Genomic DNA, 16,875 nt, shown 5'->3' with positions numbered 1-16,875 from the left:
TTTGCGCCATCGCACCTATAAAGCATTAAGCTGAGTTGATCACTTCTCTTGACGCTAAAGAATGACTCCTTTTTGGCGAAATATTCGATTTTGGCGGTTTGCAGGACAAGCGATCGCCGTCGTCTTGATCGTGTCCTCCCTCGCATTTTTAGGAAATAATCTCACTCGTAATCTGCGGCAACTGGGCATTCAGTTTGGGTTTAATTTTTTGCGATCGCAAGCTGGGTTTACGATCGGAGATATTCCCTTCGCCTACAAGCCCTCTGATAGCTACAATCTGGCTTTGTTAGTTGGGTTACTCAACTCTTTGCGGGTGATTATTGCAGGAATTGTCATCGCAACGGCGATCGGGGTCACGGCTGGAATTGCCCGTCTGTCTGATAACTGGCTTGTGCAAAAGCTGGCGACGATTTATGTAGAAGGGCTACGAAATACGCCTTTACTCTTGCAGCTTTTTTTCTGGTATTTTGCAGTATTTCTGAGTTTGCCCAAACCCGAAGATGCCATCTCTTTAGGATTCATTAACTTTAGTAATCGCGGAGTGGGGTTGTTTGGGCTACAGCTTTCACCAGAATTTTCGGCACTGCTGGCTGGGCTAACCATTTACACCGGGACGTTTATTGCCGAGATTGTGCGCGGGGGCATTCAATCGGTGCCTAAAGGACAGTGGGAGGCGGCCCGATCGCTCGGACTCAAACCCGGATTGCTGATGCGATTGGTGGTTTTTCCGCAAGCGCTGCGAGCGATTATTCCGCCGTTGTCTAATCAGTATTTGAACTTGGCAAAAAATTCGAGTTTAGCGATCGCCGTTGGTTATCCTGACTTATACGCGATCGCATCCACAACGTTTAATCAAACAGGTCGGGCTGTCGAAGTCATGATTCTCATTTGTGCAACCTATCTCACGATCAGCCTTGTGATTTCTTCTCTAATGAATCTCTATAATCGTTCAGTCCAAATCATAGAACGCTGATGAACTCAAAACCCAAAACTCAAAACTCCCCGATCGGTTGGCTTCGCAAAAATCTTTTTAACACCTGGTATAACAGTCTGCTGTCGATCGTCTGTCTCGCTCTCTCGATCTGGGTTGGCTATGGAGTAATTAACTGGGCATTCAACAAAGCGCAATGGGAGGTTGTCACATCCAATTTGCCGTTGTTTTTTGTGGGACGGTATCCAACCGATCAGATTTGGCGATTGTGGCTGGCGTTGGCGATCGTTGTAGGCACGATCGCGAATGGAATTCTCAACCCTAAACAAAGACGATTTTTAGCGATTATCATTCCCGTTTCTTTTTTAATTATCTTATGGCTGATCGGAGGCGGATTTATTCTCACTCCGGTTGGAACTAATTTATGGAATGGATTATTACTCACGTTATTAGCGGCAAGCATTAGCATTGCTTTAGCGTTTCCTCTAGGAATCTTATTAGCATTAGGAAGACAGAGCGCTCTCCCGGTTTTGCGAGGTTTTTGTACGATTTATATTGAACTAATTCGCGGGTTGCCACTGATCGGAATTTTGTTTATGGCACTGGTGATGCTGCCTCTAGTGCTGCCGGGTCAGGTGCAACTCGATCGATTGGTCAGAGCGATCGCTGGATTAGTTCTCTTTAACGCTGCCTACCTTGCAGAAAATGTGCGGGGTGGATTGCAGTCCATTCCACGAGGTCAGATCGAGGCCGCTAAAGCATTGGGATTAAACACGCCTTTATCTTTGTTGTTGATTGTGTTGCCGCAAGCGTTAAGAACTGTGATTCCTGCAATTGTCGGTCAATTCATCTCGCTATTCAAAGATACGTCATTACTCTCATTGTTTGCCTTGGTTGAACTAACGGGCATTACCCGTTCTATATTGGCGCAACCTCAGTTTTTAGGACGTTATGCAGAAGTCTATTTGTTTATTGGTTTAATCTACTGGATGTTTTGTTACACGATGTCACAAGTAAGCCGCAAACTAGAGCAAAAGAACACCTAGATCCTTAATCTGGGGATCTTGCTGAACAAAGTTAATGGCAGGGGATTACTCTAAGATGCAAATTTTTCTACCATATCCTTACTAAATTAGGCAGACGCTTGAAAATTCTTTACAAAGTTAAGCTCTAGTTGTGATAATAGACACCTCTAAACGTTAAAATGACCGAGCTAACTAAGTTTTCGGCAGACCCAAAAGTACGTGCAAGTTCATTCCGTTTCATTCGATTCGTCTGCTGTAGTAGACCCTTCTCTACAATCAGGTGAGATTCCTTTTACTCTCAAAGATGTGCGATCGGCGATTCCAGATTCTTGTTTTGAGCCATCTACTGGGCGATCGCTCTCCTACTTCTTTCTCGATTTAGGAATCTTGGCAGGGCTGTATGCCCTAGCCGCTTATCTCGATTCCTGGTGGTTTTACCCAATCTTCTGGTTTGCTCAAGGCACCATGTTTTGGGCGCTTTTTGTGGTTGGGCACGACTGCGGACACGGCTCATTCTCAAAACACAAATGGCTGAATAATCTCGTCGGTCATTTATCTCACACCCCGATCTTGGTGCCGTATCACGGTTGGCGCATCAGCCACCGCACTCACCACGCCAACACGGGCAACATTGAAACTGACGAAAGCTGGTATCCAGTCACCGAGACCCAATACAAGCAGATGGGCCATGCAGAAAAGCTAATGCGCTTTTATCTGCCCTTGTTGGCATATCCGCTCTATCTGTTTCGTCGCTCTCCGGGCAAGCAGGGTTCTCACTTTATGCCGAGCAGTTCCCTCTTTAAGCCCTCCGAACGAAACGGCGTGATCACCAGCACGGTTTGTTTAATCTTGATGGTCGGGTTCTTGGGCGTTTTGACTTATCAGCACGGGCTGCTGTTTTTGGTGAAATATTATCTGATGGGCTACATCGGCTTTGTCGTGTGGCTAGATTTAGTGACGTTTCTCCACCACACCGAAGACGATATTCCGTGGTATCGCGGCACTGATTGGTATTTTTTGAAAGGGGCACTGTCTACGATCGATCGTGACTATGGCGTGTTCAATTCAATTCATCACAACATTGGCACGCATGTGGCGCACCACATTTTCTCAAATATGCCTCACTATCATCTCAAGACAGCGACCGAAGCGATTAAGCCAGTTTTGGGCGGTTATTATCGCAAGTCGAGCGAACCAATCTGGAAGGGGTTCTTCCGCTCTTATCTAGCGTGTCACTTCGTCTCAGATGACGGCTCAAAGATTTATTATCAATCTCCGACTAATTCACGAAACTAGCGGTTGAATTGTTTTGTTGAGTAACGATCGTTCTTTGAGAGGAGCGATCGTTTTTTATTTAATCATCGCAACCGGGTAATCAGGATTAGCTGGATTAGGAATTAATCGCTGATTTTTGCAATCTGGCAGCAAATCCAACTTTTCTAATATCACCTGCCCAATCAGAATTTCATCCCCTACAACAAGTGCTTCATCGGCCGTGATCCGCCCTTCACACTCGACGATGATCGGTTCTGTAATCCCTACCAGTTCTTCAGCACCATTGGCAAATCTAGCCACCTGCTGACCTCGAATTCGCAAGCCAAGCTGCTCTGCCACACTTTGCGGAATCACCAGCATAACTGCGCCCGTATCGACAAGCGCCTGCCCCTCATATTCGCGGAGATGACGAGGAGCAAGGACTCCCCGGCTCACCATACTTTCGTCACCCGCATTGGTTAGTTTTACAGTTGTGCGAACCGCGCCCATTATTGTTTGTTCAGCCATTGTTTTTCCTAGTTAGAGAGTTCCTCATCGTTTCTAATTTCTACCGCATTTTCGTCTACGATCGTCTCTAACAAAAATCGCTTTGCCAATCGATCGTAAGTCCCTGCTCCTACAAATTGCGGATACTTATGCGATCGACTATAAATCCACACCAAATGTCCGTCTTCAAAAATGCGGACATCCTGCATCCACTTGCATTGGGGCATCAGCGACTTAGCGGTTGTTAACGCATCCAGCCAGCGATCGCACTCTTGTGAAAAACCAGGAGAAATAACTTTAAACATAATGATTCATATTCTATAGCGTTTCCCAATTCGGTGAGATACAAACAAGGGGCTTAAGTCTCTTGTTTAACAAGCCAAGATGTACTTTATCTACCCAGGAATTGCTATATGAACAATTTCATAAATCTCAGGACATCAACTATCCCCTTATTTGGCTTGATCAGTGCTGAGTTCCTCTCGTTGTTGGGCAATCAGATTGCGGCGATCGCCATTCCTATTCTAATATTGCAACAAACTCAGTCGCCTCTGATGACTGGCATTGCGAGTGCAGCAAATATTATTCCCATCCTAATGGCTGCGTTTGTAGGCGGTAGAGCGATCGACCGATTGGGTGCATGGTCGGTGAGTATCATAGCTGATCTGTTAAGCTGCATTTCTGTATTAACATTGCCACTGGCTTTTATCTACCTCGGCAAGGTCTCACCCAGCCTAGTTTTTCTACTAGTCTTTGTTGGCGCATTGTTCGATCCATCCGGCATTGCTGCCCGACAAACACTCGTACCCAGACTTGCCAGGTTTGCTAGAAAGCCGTTAGAAAAAGTGAATACGCTGCGCGGTGGACTAGAGAATGGGGCTGATTTTGTGGGCCAGATCGTCGGGGTTGGTTTAATCGGAACCGTCGGAACTATCAATGCCTTTTTCGTCAATGCTGCCAGTTTTTTGCTCTGCGCCATCATCTTCATCCTGGCAGTTCCCAAGACACAGAAGCGATTACCAGCAAGTTTCCATACCGATATTCTGCTGGGCATACGCTTCATTTTTGGTAATTCTCAACTGCGATCGCTAGCACTCATCGGCATGATTGCCAACTTTGTGATTCTGCCTTTTTTAGGGCTGCTGCTTCCTGTGCTGACCACTCAAGTCTTCAATAACCCTACCTTGTTAGGCGCTTGTCTGTCAGCCTTTGGCATCAACGCAACCTTGGGCGCTCTGTCGTTTTCGTGGCTGAGTCGTCTCTGTTCTCGCTCTCTAATTTTTTACGGCAGACTGCTAGTTAGTGGAGTCGCGATCGCGCTCTGTGGGTTCTTCACAACGCAACCTAGCATCATCATTATTTTGTCCGCATTCGCAGGTTTATTGTTGGGGGCAGGCAACCCCTTGGAACAAACGATTCTGCAAGAAGAAACACCCCAAATGCTGGCGGGACAAGTTTTCACCTCCCTCATCGCCATTAGTTTTGCAGCAGTCCCACTCGGCTTGTTGTTGGCGGGCGCTGTCACCCAACTCAGCAGCGTCGAGACAGTATTAGGTCTAAGCGGCGGATTGTTGATGATTGCTGCGATCGTGGGCTGGTCTGCTGCTCCATTTCAAAAGTTAATCGATCGGTAGACGTGAAGCGATCGAGCGTGAGCTTGCTAGACTCCATTTAAGTAGTCATCGTTGTAGCGATCTTCTATTACAACGCTAACAAGCCAACGCTAAATTCTCCACATCGTCAGAGTCAGTTAAATTTCTACTTTGACCACTTTCGCTAAACGATTAGTTTCACCTTTCGCGTCTTTGAGTAAATCATTCCAATCGTCTGGAGGGTGACCTCCTTCAAGCATTTTCCTGAAAACTCGATAAGCGTCCGTGTTACTGTTATAGGCTCGTTTAGAGTTTTCATCATTAACCCAAACGAAAACAATAATTTTGCTCTGTTGATGGCATCGAAAAAACAGTCGGTATTGCTGAAAAAATTTAGCTCTAAACCAATGCTTATACTCATCGCCGAGTGTAGTGCCTTGGCGATAATCGCTGCGGGTTGGGTCTTGAGGAATCACATCAAATGCCAGCTTTGCCATAGCAGCCAAACGCTTCGTGGCGTTCTTTTTCTTGTAGTCTTTAGGATGCTTCTGACGCAACTGTTCAACCTGCGTCAAAAGTTCTTCAACCTGGTTGAGGAAGAGAGAATGAGCAAATATGTTCCACCCATTAATCACTAGTGACGGATTGACAGACAAACTTATTCATCCTCTTCAGAGAGGGGTGCATCAAGATCAAGATCAACTTCAGCAACCAGTGACTGAACACGACTTATTAAATCAGAGCTAATCGCTTGTAGGTGCCGAGGATTCTTTTCGATATCTCGCCCAAGGAAATTTAGAAACTGCCCAAGTATGGGATCGCTCTCCGTCTGATCAGCGCGAGAAATCACTACCTGACCGTTAGCTTGAATGGTGTAACAAATTTTGTCACGCTTATTCAAGCCAAGCGCTCTGCGAACGGGTTCAGGGACTGTAGTTTGATAACGATCGGTCAAAGTAGATTCTGGACATGGAGCTTGGGTTACGTCCATAGCAATCTCAAAACCCATTGATGAAACTTTATTCTAATGGTAATGCAGTTGCATTGTCTTGTCAAAAACGACATGCTTGGGTTAAGAGTCTGAATACTTGTTGGAGAGTCGAATCAATAGAAGGCTTTCCTCGCTTCAAGTTCTTTCTCGATCAGAGTTAAACCATGCTCACGTCAAATTCTCGAATTGCTGTTCTTCTTCAAGAAGGAATTCGCGGCACACAAGGCAAAACCGGACTCGCCCTGCTGCGTTATCGACCTGACACGATCGCCGCTGTCATCGATCGTCAATGTGCCGGAGAATCCCTAACCGCCCTCACCGGAATTTCTTGTCACGCTCCGATCGTCTCGTCTGTCTCCGAAGCACTTGCCTATCAGCCAACGGTGTTAGCGATCGGCATTGCTCCCTCTGGCGGAGCCTTACCTGAGGCTTGGCTGACCGAACTCAAGCAAGCTGCCGCCGCAGGACTGTCGATCATGAATGGACTGCACACGCAAATGTCTGCGATTCCCGAACTCAAAGATCTGCTCAAAGCAGGGCAGTGGATTTGGGATATTCGGCAAGAGCCATTGGGGTTAAAAGTTGGGAGCGGTGAAGCGCGATCGTTGCCCTGTTTGCGAGTTTTAACCGTGGGCACTGATATGGGCGTGGGCAAAATGGCGACGACGTTAGAACTCGATCGAGCGGCTCACAAACGAGGCATAAACTCGAAGTTTCTCGGCACGGGTCAGGCAGGCATCATGATCGCGGGTGATGGCATCCCTTTAGATGCAATTCGAGTTGATTTTGCCGCAGGTGCCGTCGAGCAACTCGTCATGCGCTATGGACATGACTATGAGATGTTGTTGATTGAAGGACAGGGTTCTTTGATGAATCCTGCTTCTACAGCGACATTGCCATTAATTCGAGGCAGTCAGCCCACTCATTTGATTCTGGTGCATCGAGCCGGACAGAATCACATTCGCACCTTTCCCGATGTGCCAATTCCGTCACTTCAAAACGCGGTTTACGTCTATGAAACCGTTGCCGCTGCTGGAGGCTCATTTGCACCTGCCCCTGTAGTGGGCATTGCGCTCAACACCGCCCATTTAGATGATGAAGCCGCTAGAGATGCGATCGCCCACGCCCAACAAGAAACCGGACTTCCCTGCACCGATCCCGTTCGGTTTGGGGCAGATCTGCTGCTAGAAGCAATCTTGAAGCCGATCAACTAACCCAGCGCATCTGATAGATAATCTGCTGTGGCTTCAACGAGCGCGATCGTATCTTCATAAACCATCCGCGTCGGGCCCAAAACGCCCACACTTCCCACCGCCGCAGACCCACGATTATAGGTTGAAGAAATCAGCGTACAGGTTCGCATCGGTTCTAAAGGATTCTCAGAGCCAATGCGAACGGTAACTCGTCGCCCCGACCCATCTAAGTCGGGTTGGTCAAAGATCAGCGGCATTAGCTGGTGCTGTTCTTCTTCGAGTAGATGCATGATGGTTTTGATGTGATGCAGCTCCGAAAATTCGGGCTGTCTCAACACTTCTGAGACTCCGCTAATTAAAATTTGCGTCGGCACCGCAGACGATTGTGAAAAGCGACGAGTCAAATCGGCAAGCAGCGACGTGAGCGAATGACTATAGCGTTCAAACTCGCGTCCCAACTCGCTCCAATCAAGGGTAGCGATGTCGGCGGGCGATCGTCCTTTTAGTTGCTCGTTGAGAAAGTTTGAGAGAATTTGGAGTTCACGATCGACCTTTTCGGCATCAATTTCGGCATCGTCTTCAAGCTTGGGCAACTCCATCAGCACCGATCGCGTTTCATAGGTGTCTGTAACCACAATCAGCATGATTCGCTCAGGGTCGATCTGCACAAGCTGCAAGTGGCGTAGCTCGGTTGTGCGCGTCAGGGGCATGGTGATCAAAGTGATATAACCGCTGAGAGTCGCCAGAATCTGGGCTGCCCCTCTCAATAGCGCCTCAAAGCTCCACTCATCCCAATTAAGGCGACCTGCCAGCAGTTGCTCAATTTGACTGGTCGCCTCAGTCGAGGGTTTGATCAGCTTGTCTACATAAATTCGATAGCCAGAATCAGAAGGAACTCGCCCGGCTGAAATGTGAGGCTGATAAAGCAGACCTGATTTTTCTAACACCCCCATCGCATTGCGAATCGTGGCAGAACTGACGCTAAGATTATATTCTTTAACTAGCGCTTCTGAGCCAACGGGTTCAGCAGTCGCGATATAGTGGCGCACCGTTGCCCAAAGAACCTGCTGCTGACGGTTTGTGAGATTGATGGGTAGGGACATTTTTATTAAACGAGATTACGATCGCAGTCTTTCAAAATTCAAGAACAATAAAGGATTCAGACACAGATGCACATTGGGATTGAATTCAAGATAGCAGATTCTTAATTTTGTCTTTTATCTAGGATCACTGTCGTAACACACACATCAAAAATCAACGATTCAAATCGCTGCTCTAGTAGCGTGGAACACTGGAATCAACGACGATCGAGTAAGCATCAATGCCGCCTGCAATATTTCTGACTTGCGTAAAGCCCTGATTGATCAACCACTGACACATCTGGGCAGAGCGCACTCCGTGATGACACAAGACTAGCGTTTCTTGATCACGGTCAAGCCGGGTCTCGATCGCTTCAGACCACTGGGCAAACTCGCTCAACGGCAAATTCACAAAATTGGATAAGCTAGCGGTCTCGATCTCCCACGATTCCCGCACGTCTATGAGTTGCAGAGTGTTTGAAGCGTCTGTCAACATCTGAGCAAGTTCTCTAACGGTGACTTCGGGCAAGGGTTGGCGAGAAAATGAGTCAGTCATGGGGCGGCGATCGTACGGCTTATTGAGAACAGCTTAAGCGATTCCTCCTGGAGTCTGTTCAAAATCCTGTGTCAGTTGTCGCGACTCGCTGCGGTCAAGTCCGCCAAGAAATTAATTTCCGGGTGGGCTTTCGGGTCAACAAGCACGACTGAATTTACAATCCCTCCTCCCAATCTACAAGTCACTGAGCGGCTTGACGATTTTGCCCATAAAGCGCAATCAATTGAGTAATGCTTTCTGCCTGTTGCTGGGCGACTGCTGCTTGTTGCTTGGTGGTCTCTTTGATTTCCCGAAATTCCCCCTTGATGTCTCGAAATTCCTCCCTAATTTCTCTCATCTCCTCTCTACTATTTTTAAATTCTTCTCTCATTTCTCGAAATCCCTCTTTCATTTCTTCTCTGCTTTGTTTAAATCCTTCGTTAATTTCACGAATTGACTGGGTTTGCTGTCGAGCATTTTCTGTTTGCTCCTGCATCAAAAACCTGAGTTCGGTTAAGCCTTCGGTAAGACGACCGATTTGATCAGTCAGATGGCTTAACTGTCGTTGAATGGGGAAATCAGATTGTTCGCTATTTGAAGTCATCGTCGCTGCTTAAAGACTGATTGAGTGAAATCATTGTACTGGCATCAGCCGCCTGTAGTATTGATCAGAGTCTTCATCGGATAAGTGGGTTTGACTTCGCCGACGGGCATTCGTCGATAGAGCGCACTGTGAGGCAAAACGCGCAAGATCTCTTGAATCGTGGTGATGCCTTGAGTTACTTTGGCGATCGCCGCCGATCGAAACGACTCAAAATTGCCGTCCATCAAGTAGCGGTTGAGCTGCGTCATCGTGCCTTCATAAATGATTTGACGCACCGCATCGTCGACGTTTAATAACTCAATGATGGCTTCGCGCCCCAAATAGCCAGAGCCATAGCAGCGATTGCATCCTTTCCCTTTGCGCCAGTGATCAAGGTGGGCATGATCGCGATCGATGCCTAAAGCTTTGAGATCTTTGTCAGTCGGTTGATAAGGCTCAGAACAGTGCGGACAGTTTCTTCTCACTAGTCGTTGAGCGACGACTCCCAATAACGCATCGCTGATTAAACCCGGATCAGGCCCGATATCTTTGAGGCGAGGAATCGCGCTGACCGCATCGTTAGTGTGTAGCGTTGTCAGCACGAGGTGCCCAGTCAACGCGGCACGAACTGCGGTTTCTGCGGTTTCGCTGTCTCTGATTTCTCCGAGCATAATAATGTCGGGATCTTGACGCAAAATGGCCCGTAATCCCGCCGCAAATGTCATTCCCGCCGCTTCATGCACCTGGGTTTGGGTGATGCGAGGCAAGACATATTCAACCGGATCTTCGACGGTGATCACATTCACATATTCGGTGGCGATCGCTTGCAGACTGGTGTAGAGCGTGCTGGTTTTGCCAGAACCCGTCGGACCCGTGAAAATGACCATGCCTTGAGGTTGACCCAGCCAGCCTTGATAGATCTCCAGACTGGCATCTGAAAACCCTAGCTCGTGCATATCAGTAAACGGGTTTTGACGCGGCAAAAGCCGAATCACCGCTTTCTCACCGCCGACACAAGGCAGGGTGCTAACGCGCAGATCCAATCCTAAATCGGTTTCTTGACCAGAGGCATAGCTCTCGCCAATGCGGGCATCTTGAGGGCGACGACTTTCAGCAATATCCATGTTAGACATGACTTTAAGGGCGACGATCGCACGACGACTGATCTCGATCGGCAGAGTGGTAATATCTCGCAAAATGCCGTCAATGCGATAGCGGACTCGCAGCCCATCGGGAGTTGGCTCTAAGTGAATATCGCTGGCGCGGTTTCGCAGCGCCCCAGAGATAATCGTTCTAATGCGCCCAATCTGGTCTGCGGCTTTTGTCAGATAGAGTTCGGTGACTTCCCCGATGTTTTCTTGCTCTAGTTCGCCTGTGAGCGGATTGATCAGTGGAGAGGCACTGATTTGGGTGTGGTCTAGATTTGAGACGTGATACCACGCACGATAGCTTTTGTCAGAAACTGGAATGATTTTGACATCGGTGAAAGTACGATCGCTCAAGCTTTGAATCATCGCCTCCGAGAGCGCCACGGGGCTACCCAGATAAAAACAGTTTCGCCACAGCAGCAGCGGAATCAGAGGCGGCAGCGAGTTACGATCGGGAAATTCTCTTAAAAAGCGGTTGCTGACTTCGCGATCGAGCAATTCCAACGTGACGTTGCCATCGAGATCGACGAGTAGGTGAAGCGCTTGTTCGCACGTCAGCTCACGATTTTTTAATTGTTGCCAAACAGAGAGACTGGAGTTAGGAGCTTTCATGATTGACCTAGAAGTGAGTGCAGACTATTACTCTGTCAGGGCTAGAGTGATGCAAGTCGGCTTAATTAACGTCAGTTCGATGAAGCGAAAAGCTTCATCGAACTGACGTTAATTAAGCCGAAGGCGATCGGCGAGTGGATGCGATTCCCAACACTCCAGCGATCCTACTGTAGCGAGACCTTGACTACAAGCTGTCTCAGTTACACCTGCGTTCTTTTTAAATACTTAGGGGTTGGGTGAAGATTCGGAGGGAGGCGCAGGCGTTTCAGACGTTGGCTGCTCTAACCGCCGATGCTCGACAAACTGCTTCATCGCAAGGCGGCGATTGGTCATAAAGCGTCCCCAAAATCCCGGAATCAAGCCATCCATTGTCTTGGCGATCGACCAGACTTCGATAGCCATGATGTTGTAAAACGCGCGATCGGAGCGACGAAGTTTTTCGAGCCATTGTTCAAGCGTCATGGCAGGAAGAGACTCGATTAAATTCTGCTCTGGAGATTCAGAAGATGGTTTAGGCTCAGACATAGGAATTTTTATTCTTTCTAATTTTGTCTTTGCCTGCGGACATCTTAATAGCTAGCAGTGGCATTGTGCTGAAATAATGATTTTGGGTAAAGACAGGTTTGTCGATATCCTTAATTACCACAAGGCATCGGGTTAGACCCGTCGCTATCAATCCTTCGTCTGGGCTGATCCATGAAGCTTCGCTCATTTTTCTATCTCTTGGCAACCATCGTCGCCGGACTTTTGTTAACGGGCACGATCGCGTTTTTTTGGCTGTTTGCTCAAAGTCCACTGGGGTTGTTTAACGGCAGCCGAGAACAACCGTCAGCAGCCATGTTTGTCTCTAAGCAGGCTCCTGTAATGGCATCGTTGATGGTTAACCCCGATCGGTTAACGTCTTTACGCCAAATTATCGTCAAGCCTAGCGATCGCCGACAGGCACGGGCAGAGCTTGATCAGTTCAAACAAGGCATTGTCGGTGCGCTGGGGTTTGATTATCGTCACGATTTGCAACCCTGGCTGGGTGACGAAATTACGGTAGCGGTGACGACCCTGGATATTGACCGCGACCTCGAAAACGGTCAACAACCCGGTTATTTAATGGCAATGAGCACCCAAAACTCGCAGCGATCGCGAGAATTTCTGCAAGTGTTTTGGCAAAAACGGGCGATCGCTGGGGCAGATCTGATATTTGAATCCTACAAAGGCACCAAGCTGATCTACGGAAGTGACTTAAAAGATCCTCAAGATCGTTCAAAATCTTCTAGCCAATCGACGCAAAACGCTGCCAGCCCGATCTCGTTTGCCAGCGCAGTGGTCGGCAATCAGTTTGTCTTGTTCGCCAATAGTCCCAAAGTTTTGCGAGATGCGATTAACACAGTTCAGGCGACAGAATTAGGATTAGCCAGTTCGGAGACTTATCAGACGGCGATCGCCCACCTCAATCAAGGGCGCATCGGCTTAGTGTTTGTGAATTTTCCTCAGCTAGCCGCGTTGACTGGAAAAGAGTCTGCTTTAGCTGAACTTGCCACCAAGCCTGAAGATAATTCAGCAACCTATGAGAGTTTAGCGATCGCGCTCGGACTCGATCGTCAAGGCTTGACCGCAGAAACAGCACTCTTGACACCCACAGGCGAAATCGCTTCAACTCCGTCAACCTCTAAACCCGTTGAAGCATTGAAATACATTCCGGCAACCAGTCCGATTTCGGCATCTGGAGTCAACCTCGACCAACTTTGGAGCAGTCTTTCTCAAGGCGTATCTGGATATCGCAACGTTGCCGATTTAATCAATCGACCGATCACCGCACTCAACGATCGCTGGAAGTTAGATCTGCCGCAAGATATTTTTAGCTGGGTCAAAGGAGAGTATGCGCTGGGATTAGTGCCGCAACAAGACGAAAATCTGGCAAAGAATGAAACGGCCCTACCAGGTTTAGGTGACTGGGTTTTTGTGGCAGACAAATCTGCTGAAGAAGCACAGCAGGCGATCGAGCGTCTCGACGAACTTGCTAAAGAACAAGGGATCAGCGTCGGATCTCTGCAAGTCTCTGATCAGACCGTCAACGTCTGGACTCGCCTGTCAACGACTAATGACGTTAAAAAGCGCAACCAAAAAGTCCTGAATGTGCAAGCCGAAGTGGCTGGAGTTCATACGTCTGTGGGCAACTATGAGATTTTCACAACTTCAGTCGAAGCGATGAGTGAAGTGCTGAAGGCGACCCAAAATCCGATCTTAAAGAGCAAGACCTTTAAGCAAGCGATCGCGCCCCTCGCAACCCCCAACAATGGCTATCTCTATCTCGACTGGAAATCTGCCCAACCCCTTTTAGAGAGCCGATTCCCGATTCTAAAAGTTCTGAAGTTGGCGGGTCAGCCCTTTTTCGATCATTTGCGATCGTTCACGTTTAGCAGCTACGGCAGTCAACCCGGTGTGCAACAAGGCGGCGCGTTTATCAAGCTGTAGGGGTAGTGCCCCCGTGCCTACCCCTGACGGAGGGCAACCACGGGGGGATTGCCTCTACAAAATCATTCCGATAGAGGACATTTCTCAATCGCCTCCGACATTAATTCCACTGCCAAACACTTGAGCGTTTTGGGTGTTGATTCCCGTTAGCACTGCGCCAGCCGTGTCAGCGTTGTACATCGTTACGCTTGCTAGATTTGCTTGACTTAGGTCGGCTAACGTGAGACTTGCATTCGTCATAAATGCACCCGTGAAATTTGTTTCTCTAAGGTTTGCGCCTGTAAAATCGGCTCCCTCCAAGTTTGCATTGGTCAGATTTGCGCCTTCAAGGTTGGCACTTCTTAGATCTGCCCCTAGTAGGTGAGTGCCGCTCAGGTTCGCCTGGGTCAAGTCGCAGCCGGAACATTCTCCTGTTTCTAAAAGTCGTTTTACCTGGTCAGGGTTTGCAGCGCTTGCTGGGAAAGCAACACAGAACGTTGCTAAAAGCCCGATCGTACCAATCATGCTCTTTTTCATACCTTCCTCCTCAAAAATTAACCGAAAGACTCAGGACAGTTTTTATAGAGTGTTGATAGAACGAATCAAATAAATATTGTTGGATATAGATCTATTCAACCGAAAAACTGTGAGGAAGTCGTGATGCCAGCAGAAGAGTTTACCTAACCCAGTAGGTAGATTTTTTGCGTTTGGATGGGTTTATTGGAGGGTCGATCGTGCAATCTTTTTTCAAAAAATCGTCCCAGATCACGAAACTGTGGACGATCTAGCTTTTTGACAAAACTTAACATAAGATAAACATATGTATTCCATTTGAGTTAGAAGCGACAATGACTGGATTTATTGGCAGATTGTTTAGTTCTAAAGACAAAGCGGATAGAAACGAGACCAAAGCAGAAGCCCCCGCACCTGCGAGAAAAGAGCAACCTGCCGCAGCGCCAACGGCGAAAGATGCCTTCTTTCTAGATACCGATTCTGCTAGCGGCATGGGCGACGTAGAGTATATGCGGACGGTTAAGAAGGTAAAACGCACCTACGCCAGAACCGTAGACAGCCCCCAGCACATGGAACAAGTTAAAGAAATCTCTGCGATGAACGGCAAGATTTCGGCAGGGAGCAATACGTCGTCTAATGGCTCCACGCCTAGTTCTGAGGCGCAACCGAATCAACAATCTGCACCGCAAGTCAACGAAGCTCAACAGCGTCGCAAAAGTGACACCAGCATGGATATGTTCCGCAACATGGCCAAAGACATTCGCAAATAGGTCTGAAATTTGAGGTTTGAGTGAGTGTCTCTCATGCAAACCTCAAATCTGTTGATCGCTTTCCTGGTAAATTGAGCGATGAAAGACTGCCAGGTGATGGATGGAGACTCGACCTAAAATTATCGTTCTTGACGACGATCCCACAGGTTCGCAGACGGTTCACAGTTGTTTGCTGTTGATGCAGTGGGATGTGGCAACGCTCCGCTTGGGGTTAGCGGACGAGGCACCAATCTTTTTTATTCTCACTAATACGCGGGCACTTACCCCTGACAAAGCTGCTGCCATCACGCGGGAAGTGTGCCACAACCTCAAGCAAGCACTGGCTTTAGAAAACATTCAAGATTTTTTAGTTGTCAGCCGATCGGACTCTACCCTTCGCGGTCACTACCCGATCGAGACGGACGCGATCGCCGAAGAACTTGGCTCGTTTGACGCTCACTTCCTGGTTCCTGCCTTTTTTGAAGGAGGACGCACCACTCGCGAGAGTGTGCATTATCTCAAGGTGAATGGAGTGGATACGCCCGTTGATCAGACCGAGTTTGCGCGAGACTCGGTGTTTGGCTATCGGCATAGCTATTTGCCCGATTATGTTGAAGAAAAAACCCACGGCAGAATTCAAGCCTCTCAGGTAGAACGGTTCTTATTAGCAGAATTGCGATCGGGCAGTGAAAGCAGTTTGCTTTACGATCGTCTGATACGTTTGAATCACAATCAATGTTGCGTAGTCGATGCTGAAACTCAAGATGATTTAAACCGATTTGCAACTGATGTGCTGTCCGCTGCGTCTCAGGGTAAGCGATTTCTGTTCCGCAGTGCCGCCAGTTTGTTGACCGCGTTGGCAGACTTGCCACCTCAACCGATCGCACCTGAAGCAATGGCGCAATATGTGCGAGGCGGCAAACCAGGAGCGGTAATCGTTGGCTCTCACGTCAAAAAAACGACCGAACAATTACAAACGCTGTTACAGCAAACTGGGGCGGTTGGCGTTGAGATTGACGTGACGCGACTGCTCGAAAATGGCGATCGTTCAGATCTGCTTAACGAAACTGTACGTAAAGTGGATGAGATTCATCAGTCTGGCAACACGCCCGTGATTTTTACGAGTCGGCAAGAACTGACGTTTGACAGTGTTCAGACTCGGCTAGAGTTTGGTGAAGCGGTGTCTGCGCTTTTGATGGCGGTGTTGCGGCATCTCCCGGCTGATATTGGCTTTTTAATCAGCAAAGGCGGCATCACCTCAAATGACACTCTGAGCGATGGTCTAGCTTTGAGAACTGCAAACCTTTTAGGGCAAGTGTTAGCAGGCGTTTCGATGGTGAAAACACCTGCTGATCATCCTCAGTTTCCTGACCTGCCTGTCGTGCTGTTTCCTGGCAATGTGGGCGATGAAACAGCACTGGCAACGGTTTATCAACGGCTAAGTAGGAGCGTTTAACAGATAGATGTTTGGGGATCACGTTATCTAGTTTAGTTTGGCTTATGCCACTCGTGTAACGCAAAGCCGCCTGATGGCAGTTTCGATGTCAATGAGAGATTCTCGATCGCGTTGCATAAATGGTTTGTGCCGATTCTAAAATATTTTTACGCCTCAGCCAGTTTTGACTGCGTTCGATCGCGGCTTTGACAAGCAGATCTACGTCACGATCGAAGATCGATTGCAGTTCTAAAGTAGTTTGTGTCAAAGGGTCAAAAGT

19 protein-coding genes are annotated in these 16,875 nt (G+C 48.1%); 8 read left to right on the top strand and 11 right to left on the bottom strand.

All coding sequences use genetic code 11. The features are described from left to right. Positions 1 to 61 precede the first annotated feature (61 nt). From BRW63_RS13425 to BRW63_RS13415, 3 genes are all read left to right on the top strand, one after another. A complete protein-coding gene (locus BRW63_RS13425) occupies positions 62 to 973 on the top strand; it encodes an amino acid ABC transporter permease (RefSeq protein WP_073071910.1) in 912 nt (303 codons plus the stop codon). After that, positions 973 to 1,977: an amino acid ABC transporter permease gene (locus BRW63_RS13420; protein WP_073071908.1), complete on the top strand. Its 1,005-nt coding sequence runs from the start codon at positions 973 to 975 to the stop codon at positions 1,975 to 1,977. Before BRW63_RS13425 ends, BRW63_RS13420 begins: the two co-directional genes overlap by 1 nt. Positions 1,978 to 2,175: 198 nt before the next feature. Then, complete coding sequence (locus BRW63_RS13415) at positions 2,176 to 3,252, top strand: fatty acid desaturase (protein ID WP_073071899.1); 1,077 nt, start codon at positions 2,176 to 2,178, stop codon at positions 3,250 to 3,252. Between the two features lie 54 nt (positions 3,253 to 3,306). Here the strand turns inward: BRW63_RS13415 and BRW63_RS13410 are convergent, their stop codons facing one another. Continuing rightward, positions 3,307 to 3,738, bottom strand: a complete 432-nt coding sequence (locus tag BRW63_RS13410; RefSeq protein WP_073071897.1) for a retroviral-like aspartic protease family protein — start codon at positions 3,736 to 3,738, stop codon at positions 3,307 to 3,309. 8 nt (positions 3,739 to 3,746) lie between these two features. Beyond that, on the bottom strand, positions 3,747 to 4,022 hold the full coding sequence (locus BRW63_RS13405) for a hypothetical protein (protein ID WP_073071895.1): 276 nt from the start codon (positions 4,020 to 4,022) through the stop codon (positions 3,747 to 3,749). Between the two features lie 108 nt (positions 4,023 to 4,130). Between BRW63_RS13405 and BRW63_RS13400 the strand changes: the two genes are divergently transcribed. Continuing rightward, entirely contained in the window at positions 4,131 to 5,351 is a 1,221-nt protein-coding gene (locus BRW63_RS13400) for an MFS transporter (protein ID WP_083582917.1), read from the top strand. Between the two features lie 116 nt (positions 5,352 to 5,467). Here the strand turns inward: BRW63_RS13400 and BRW63_RS13395 are convergent, their stop codons facing one another. Continuing rightward, positions 5,468 to 5,965, bottom strand: a complete 498-nt coding sequence (locus BRW63_RS13395) for a type II toxin-antitoxin system YhaV family toxin (protein ID WP_073071891.1) — start codon at positions 5,963 to 5,965, stop codon at positions 5,468 to 5,470. A gap of 2 nt (positions 5,966 to 5,967) precedes the next feature. Next, the gene (locus BRW63_RS13390; RefSeq protein ID WP_073072084.1) at positions 5,968 to 6,300 is read right to left on the bottom strand and encodes a type II toxin-antitoxin system PrlF family antitoxin; all 333 of its coding nucleotides are present in this window, start codon (positions 6,298 to 6,300) and stop codon (positions 5,968 to 5,970) included. Positions 6,301 to 6,464: 164 nt separating this feature from the next. Here BRW63_RS13390 and BRW63_RS13385 point away from each other — a divergent pair, with 164 nt between their 5' ends. Further along, on the top strand, positions 6,465 to 7,514 hold the full coding sequence (locus BRW63_RS13385) for a DUF1611 domain-containing protein (RefSeq protein WP_073071889.1): 1,050 nt from the start codon (positions 6,465 to 6,467) through the stop codon (positions 7,512 to 7,514). On the opposite strand, the gene hrcA is transcribed toward BRW63_RS13385, so the two are convergent. From hrcA to BRW63_RS13360, 5 genes are all read right to left on the bottom strand, one after another. Continuing rightward, positions 7,511 to 8,596, bottom strand: coding sequence for a heat-inducible transcriptional repressor HrcA (gene hrcA, locus BRW63_RS13380; RefSeq protein WP_073071887.1), 1,086 nt, complete (start codon positions 8,594 to 8,596; stop codon positions 7,511 to 7,513). The two genes, BRW63_RS13385 and hrcA, sit on opposite strands and share 4 nt — an antisense overlap. Before the next feature lie 172 nt (positions 8,597 to 8,768). Continuing rightward, positions 8,769 to 9,128: a rhodanese-like domain-containing protein gene (locus BRW63_RS13375; RefSeq protein WP_073071885.1), complete on the bottom strand. Its 360-nt coding sequence runs from the start codon at positions 9,126 to 9,128 to the stop codon at positions 8,769 to 8,771. Between the two features lie 181 nt (positions 9,129 to 9,309). After that, a complete protein-coding gene (locus BRW63_RS13370; RefSeq protein ID WP_073071883.1) occupies positions 9,310 to 9,711 on the bottom strand; it encodes a hypothetical protein in 402 nt (133 codons plus the stop codon). 44 nt (positions 9,712 to 9,755) lie between these two features. Then, positions 9,756 to 11,450 (bottom strand): GspE/PulE family protein, encoded by a 1,695-nt coding sequence (locus tag BRW63_RS13365; protein WP_073071881.1) that lies wholly within the window; start codon positions 11,448 to 11,450, stop codon positions 9,756 to 9,758. 225 nt (positions 11,451 to 11,675) lie between these two features. Further along, positions 11,676 to 11,975 carry a hypothetical protein gene (locus tag BRW63_RS13360; protein WP_083582915.1) on the bottom strand — a complete coding sequence of 100 codons (300 nt, stop codon included), beginning with the start codon at positions 11,973 to 11,975 and terminating at the stop codon, positions 11,676 to 11,678. A gap of 171 nt (positions 11,976 to 12,146) precedes the next feature. On the opposite strand from BRW63_RS13360, the gene BRW63_RS13350 reads away from it, so the two are divergent. After that, positions 12,147 to 13,919, top strand: coding sequence for a DUF3352 domain-containing protein (locus tag BRW63_RS13350; protein ID WP_073071877.1), 1,773 nt, complete (start codon positions 12,147 to 12,149; stop codon positions 13,917 to 13,919). Positions 13,920 to 14,003: 84 nt separating this feature from the next. Here BRW63_RS13350 and BRW63_RS13345 read toward each other — a convergent pair whose 3' ends face one another. Further along, entirely contained in the window at positions 14,004 to 14,435 is a 432-nt protein-coding gene (locus tag BRW63_RS13345; RefSeq protein WP_073071875.1) for a pentapeptide repeat-containing protein, read from the bottom strand. Between the two features lie 311 nt (positions 14,436 to 14,746). On the opposite strand from BRW63_RS13345, the gene BRW63_RS13340 reads away from it, so the two are divergent. After that, positions 14,747 to 15,181 carry a hypothetical protein gene (locus BRW63_RS13340; RefSeq protein WP_073071873.1) on the top strand — a complete coding sequence of 145 codons (435 nt, stop codon included), beginning with the start codon at positions 14,747 to 14,749 and terminating at the stop codon, positions 15,179 to 15,181. A 100-nt stretch (positions 15,182 to 15,281) separates the two neighbouring features. Continuing rightward, complete coding sequence (locus BRW63_RS13335) at positions 15,282 to 16,616, top strand: four-carbon acid sugar kinase family protein (protein ID WP_073071870.1); 1,335 nt, start codon at positions 15,282 to 15,284, stop codon at positions 16,614 to 16,616. Positions 16,617 to 16,704: 88 nt separating this feature from the next. Here BRW63_RS13335 and BRW63_RS13330 read toward each other — a convergent pair whose 3' ends face one another. After that, positions 16,705 to 16,863: a hypothetical protein gene (locus BRW63_RS13330; RefSeq protein ID WP_223257377.1), complete on the bottom strand. Its 159-nt coding sequence runs from the start codon at positions 16,861 to 16,863 to the stop codon at positions 16,705 to 16,707. Positions 16,864 to 16,875 lie beyond the last annotated feature (12 nt).

Origin of the sequence: Phormidesmis priestleyi ULC007 (genome assembly GCF_001895925.1) — a bacterium.
GTDB lineage: Bacteria > Cyanobacteriota > Cyanobacteriia > Leptolyngbyales > Leptolyngbyaceae > Phormidesmis_A > Phormidesmis_A priestleyi_A.
This window is presented reverse-complemented; position numbering and strand designations above follow the sequence as displayed.

Coding starts and splice junctions, on each gene's coding strand:
- BRW63_RS13425 (WP_073071910.1), top strand. CDS start 62: ATGACTCCTTTTTGGCGAAATATTCGATTTTGGCGGTTTGCAGGACAA.
- BRW63_RS13420 (WP_073071908.1), top strand. CDS start 973: ATGAACTCAAAACCCAAAACTCAAAACTCCCCGATCGGTTGGCTTCGC.
- BRW63_RS13410 (WP_073071897.1), bottom strand. CDS start 3,738: ATGGCTGAACAAACAATAATGGGCGCGGTTCGCACAACTGTAAAACTA.
- BRW63_RS13405 (WP_073071895.1), bottom strand. CDS start 4,022: ATGTTTAAAGTTATTTCTCCTGGTTTTTCACAAGAGTGCGATCGCTGG.
- BRW63_RS13400 (WP_083582917.1), top strand. CDS start 4,131: ATGAACAATTTCATAAATCTCAGGACATCAACTATCCCCTTATTTGGC.
- BRW63_RS13390 (WP_073072084.1), bottom strand. CDS start 6,300: ATGGACGTAACCCAAGCTCCATGTCCAGAATCTACTTTGACCGATCGT.
- BRW63_RS13385 (WP_073071889.1), top strand. CDS start 6,465: ATGCTCACGTCAAATTCTCGAATTGCTGTTCTTCTTCAAGAAGGAATT.
- hrcA (WP_073071887.1), bottom strand. CDS start 8,596: ATGTCCCTACCCATCAATCTCACAAACCGTCAGCAGCAGGTTCTTTGG.
- BRW63_RS13375 (WP_073071885.1), bottom strand. CDS start 9,128: ATGACTGACTCATTTTCTCGCCAACCCTTGCCCGAAGTCACCGTTAGA.
- BRW63_RS13370 (WP_073071883.1), bottom strand. CDS start 9,711: ATGACTTCAAATAGCGAACAATCTGATTTCCCCATTCAACGACAGTTA.
- BRW63_RS13365 (WP_073071881.1), bottom strand. CDS start 11,450: ATGAAAGCTCCTAACTCCAGTCTCTCTGTTTGGCAACAATTAAAAAAT.
- BRW63_RS13360 (WP_083582915.1), bottom strand. CDS start 11,975: ATGTCTGAGCCTAAACCATCTTCTGAATCTCCAGAGCAGAATTTAATC.
- BRW63_RS13350 (WP_073071877.1), top strand. CDS start 12,147: ATGAAGCTTCGCTCATTTTTCTATCTCTTGGCAACCATCGTCGCCGGA.
- BRW63_RS13345 (WP_073071875.1), bottom strand. CDS start 14,435: ATGAAAAAGAGCATGATTGGTACGATCGGGCTTTTAGCAACGTTCTGT.
- BRW63_RS13340 (WP_073071873.1), top strand. CDS start 14,747: ATGACTGGATTTATTGGCAGATTGTTTAGTTCTAAAGACAAAGCGGAT.
- BRW63_RS13335 (WP_073071870.1), top strand. CDS start 15,282: ATGGAGACTCGACCTAAAATTATCGTTCTTGACGACGATCCCACAGGT.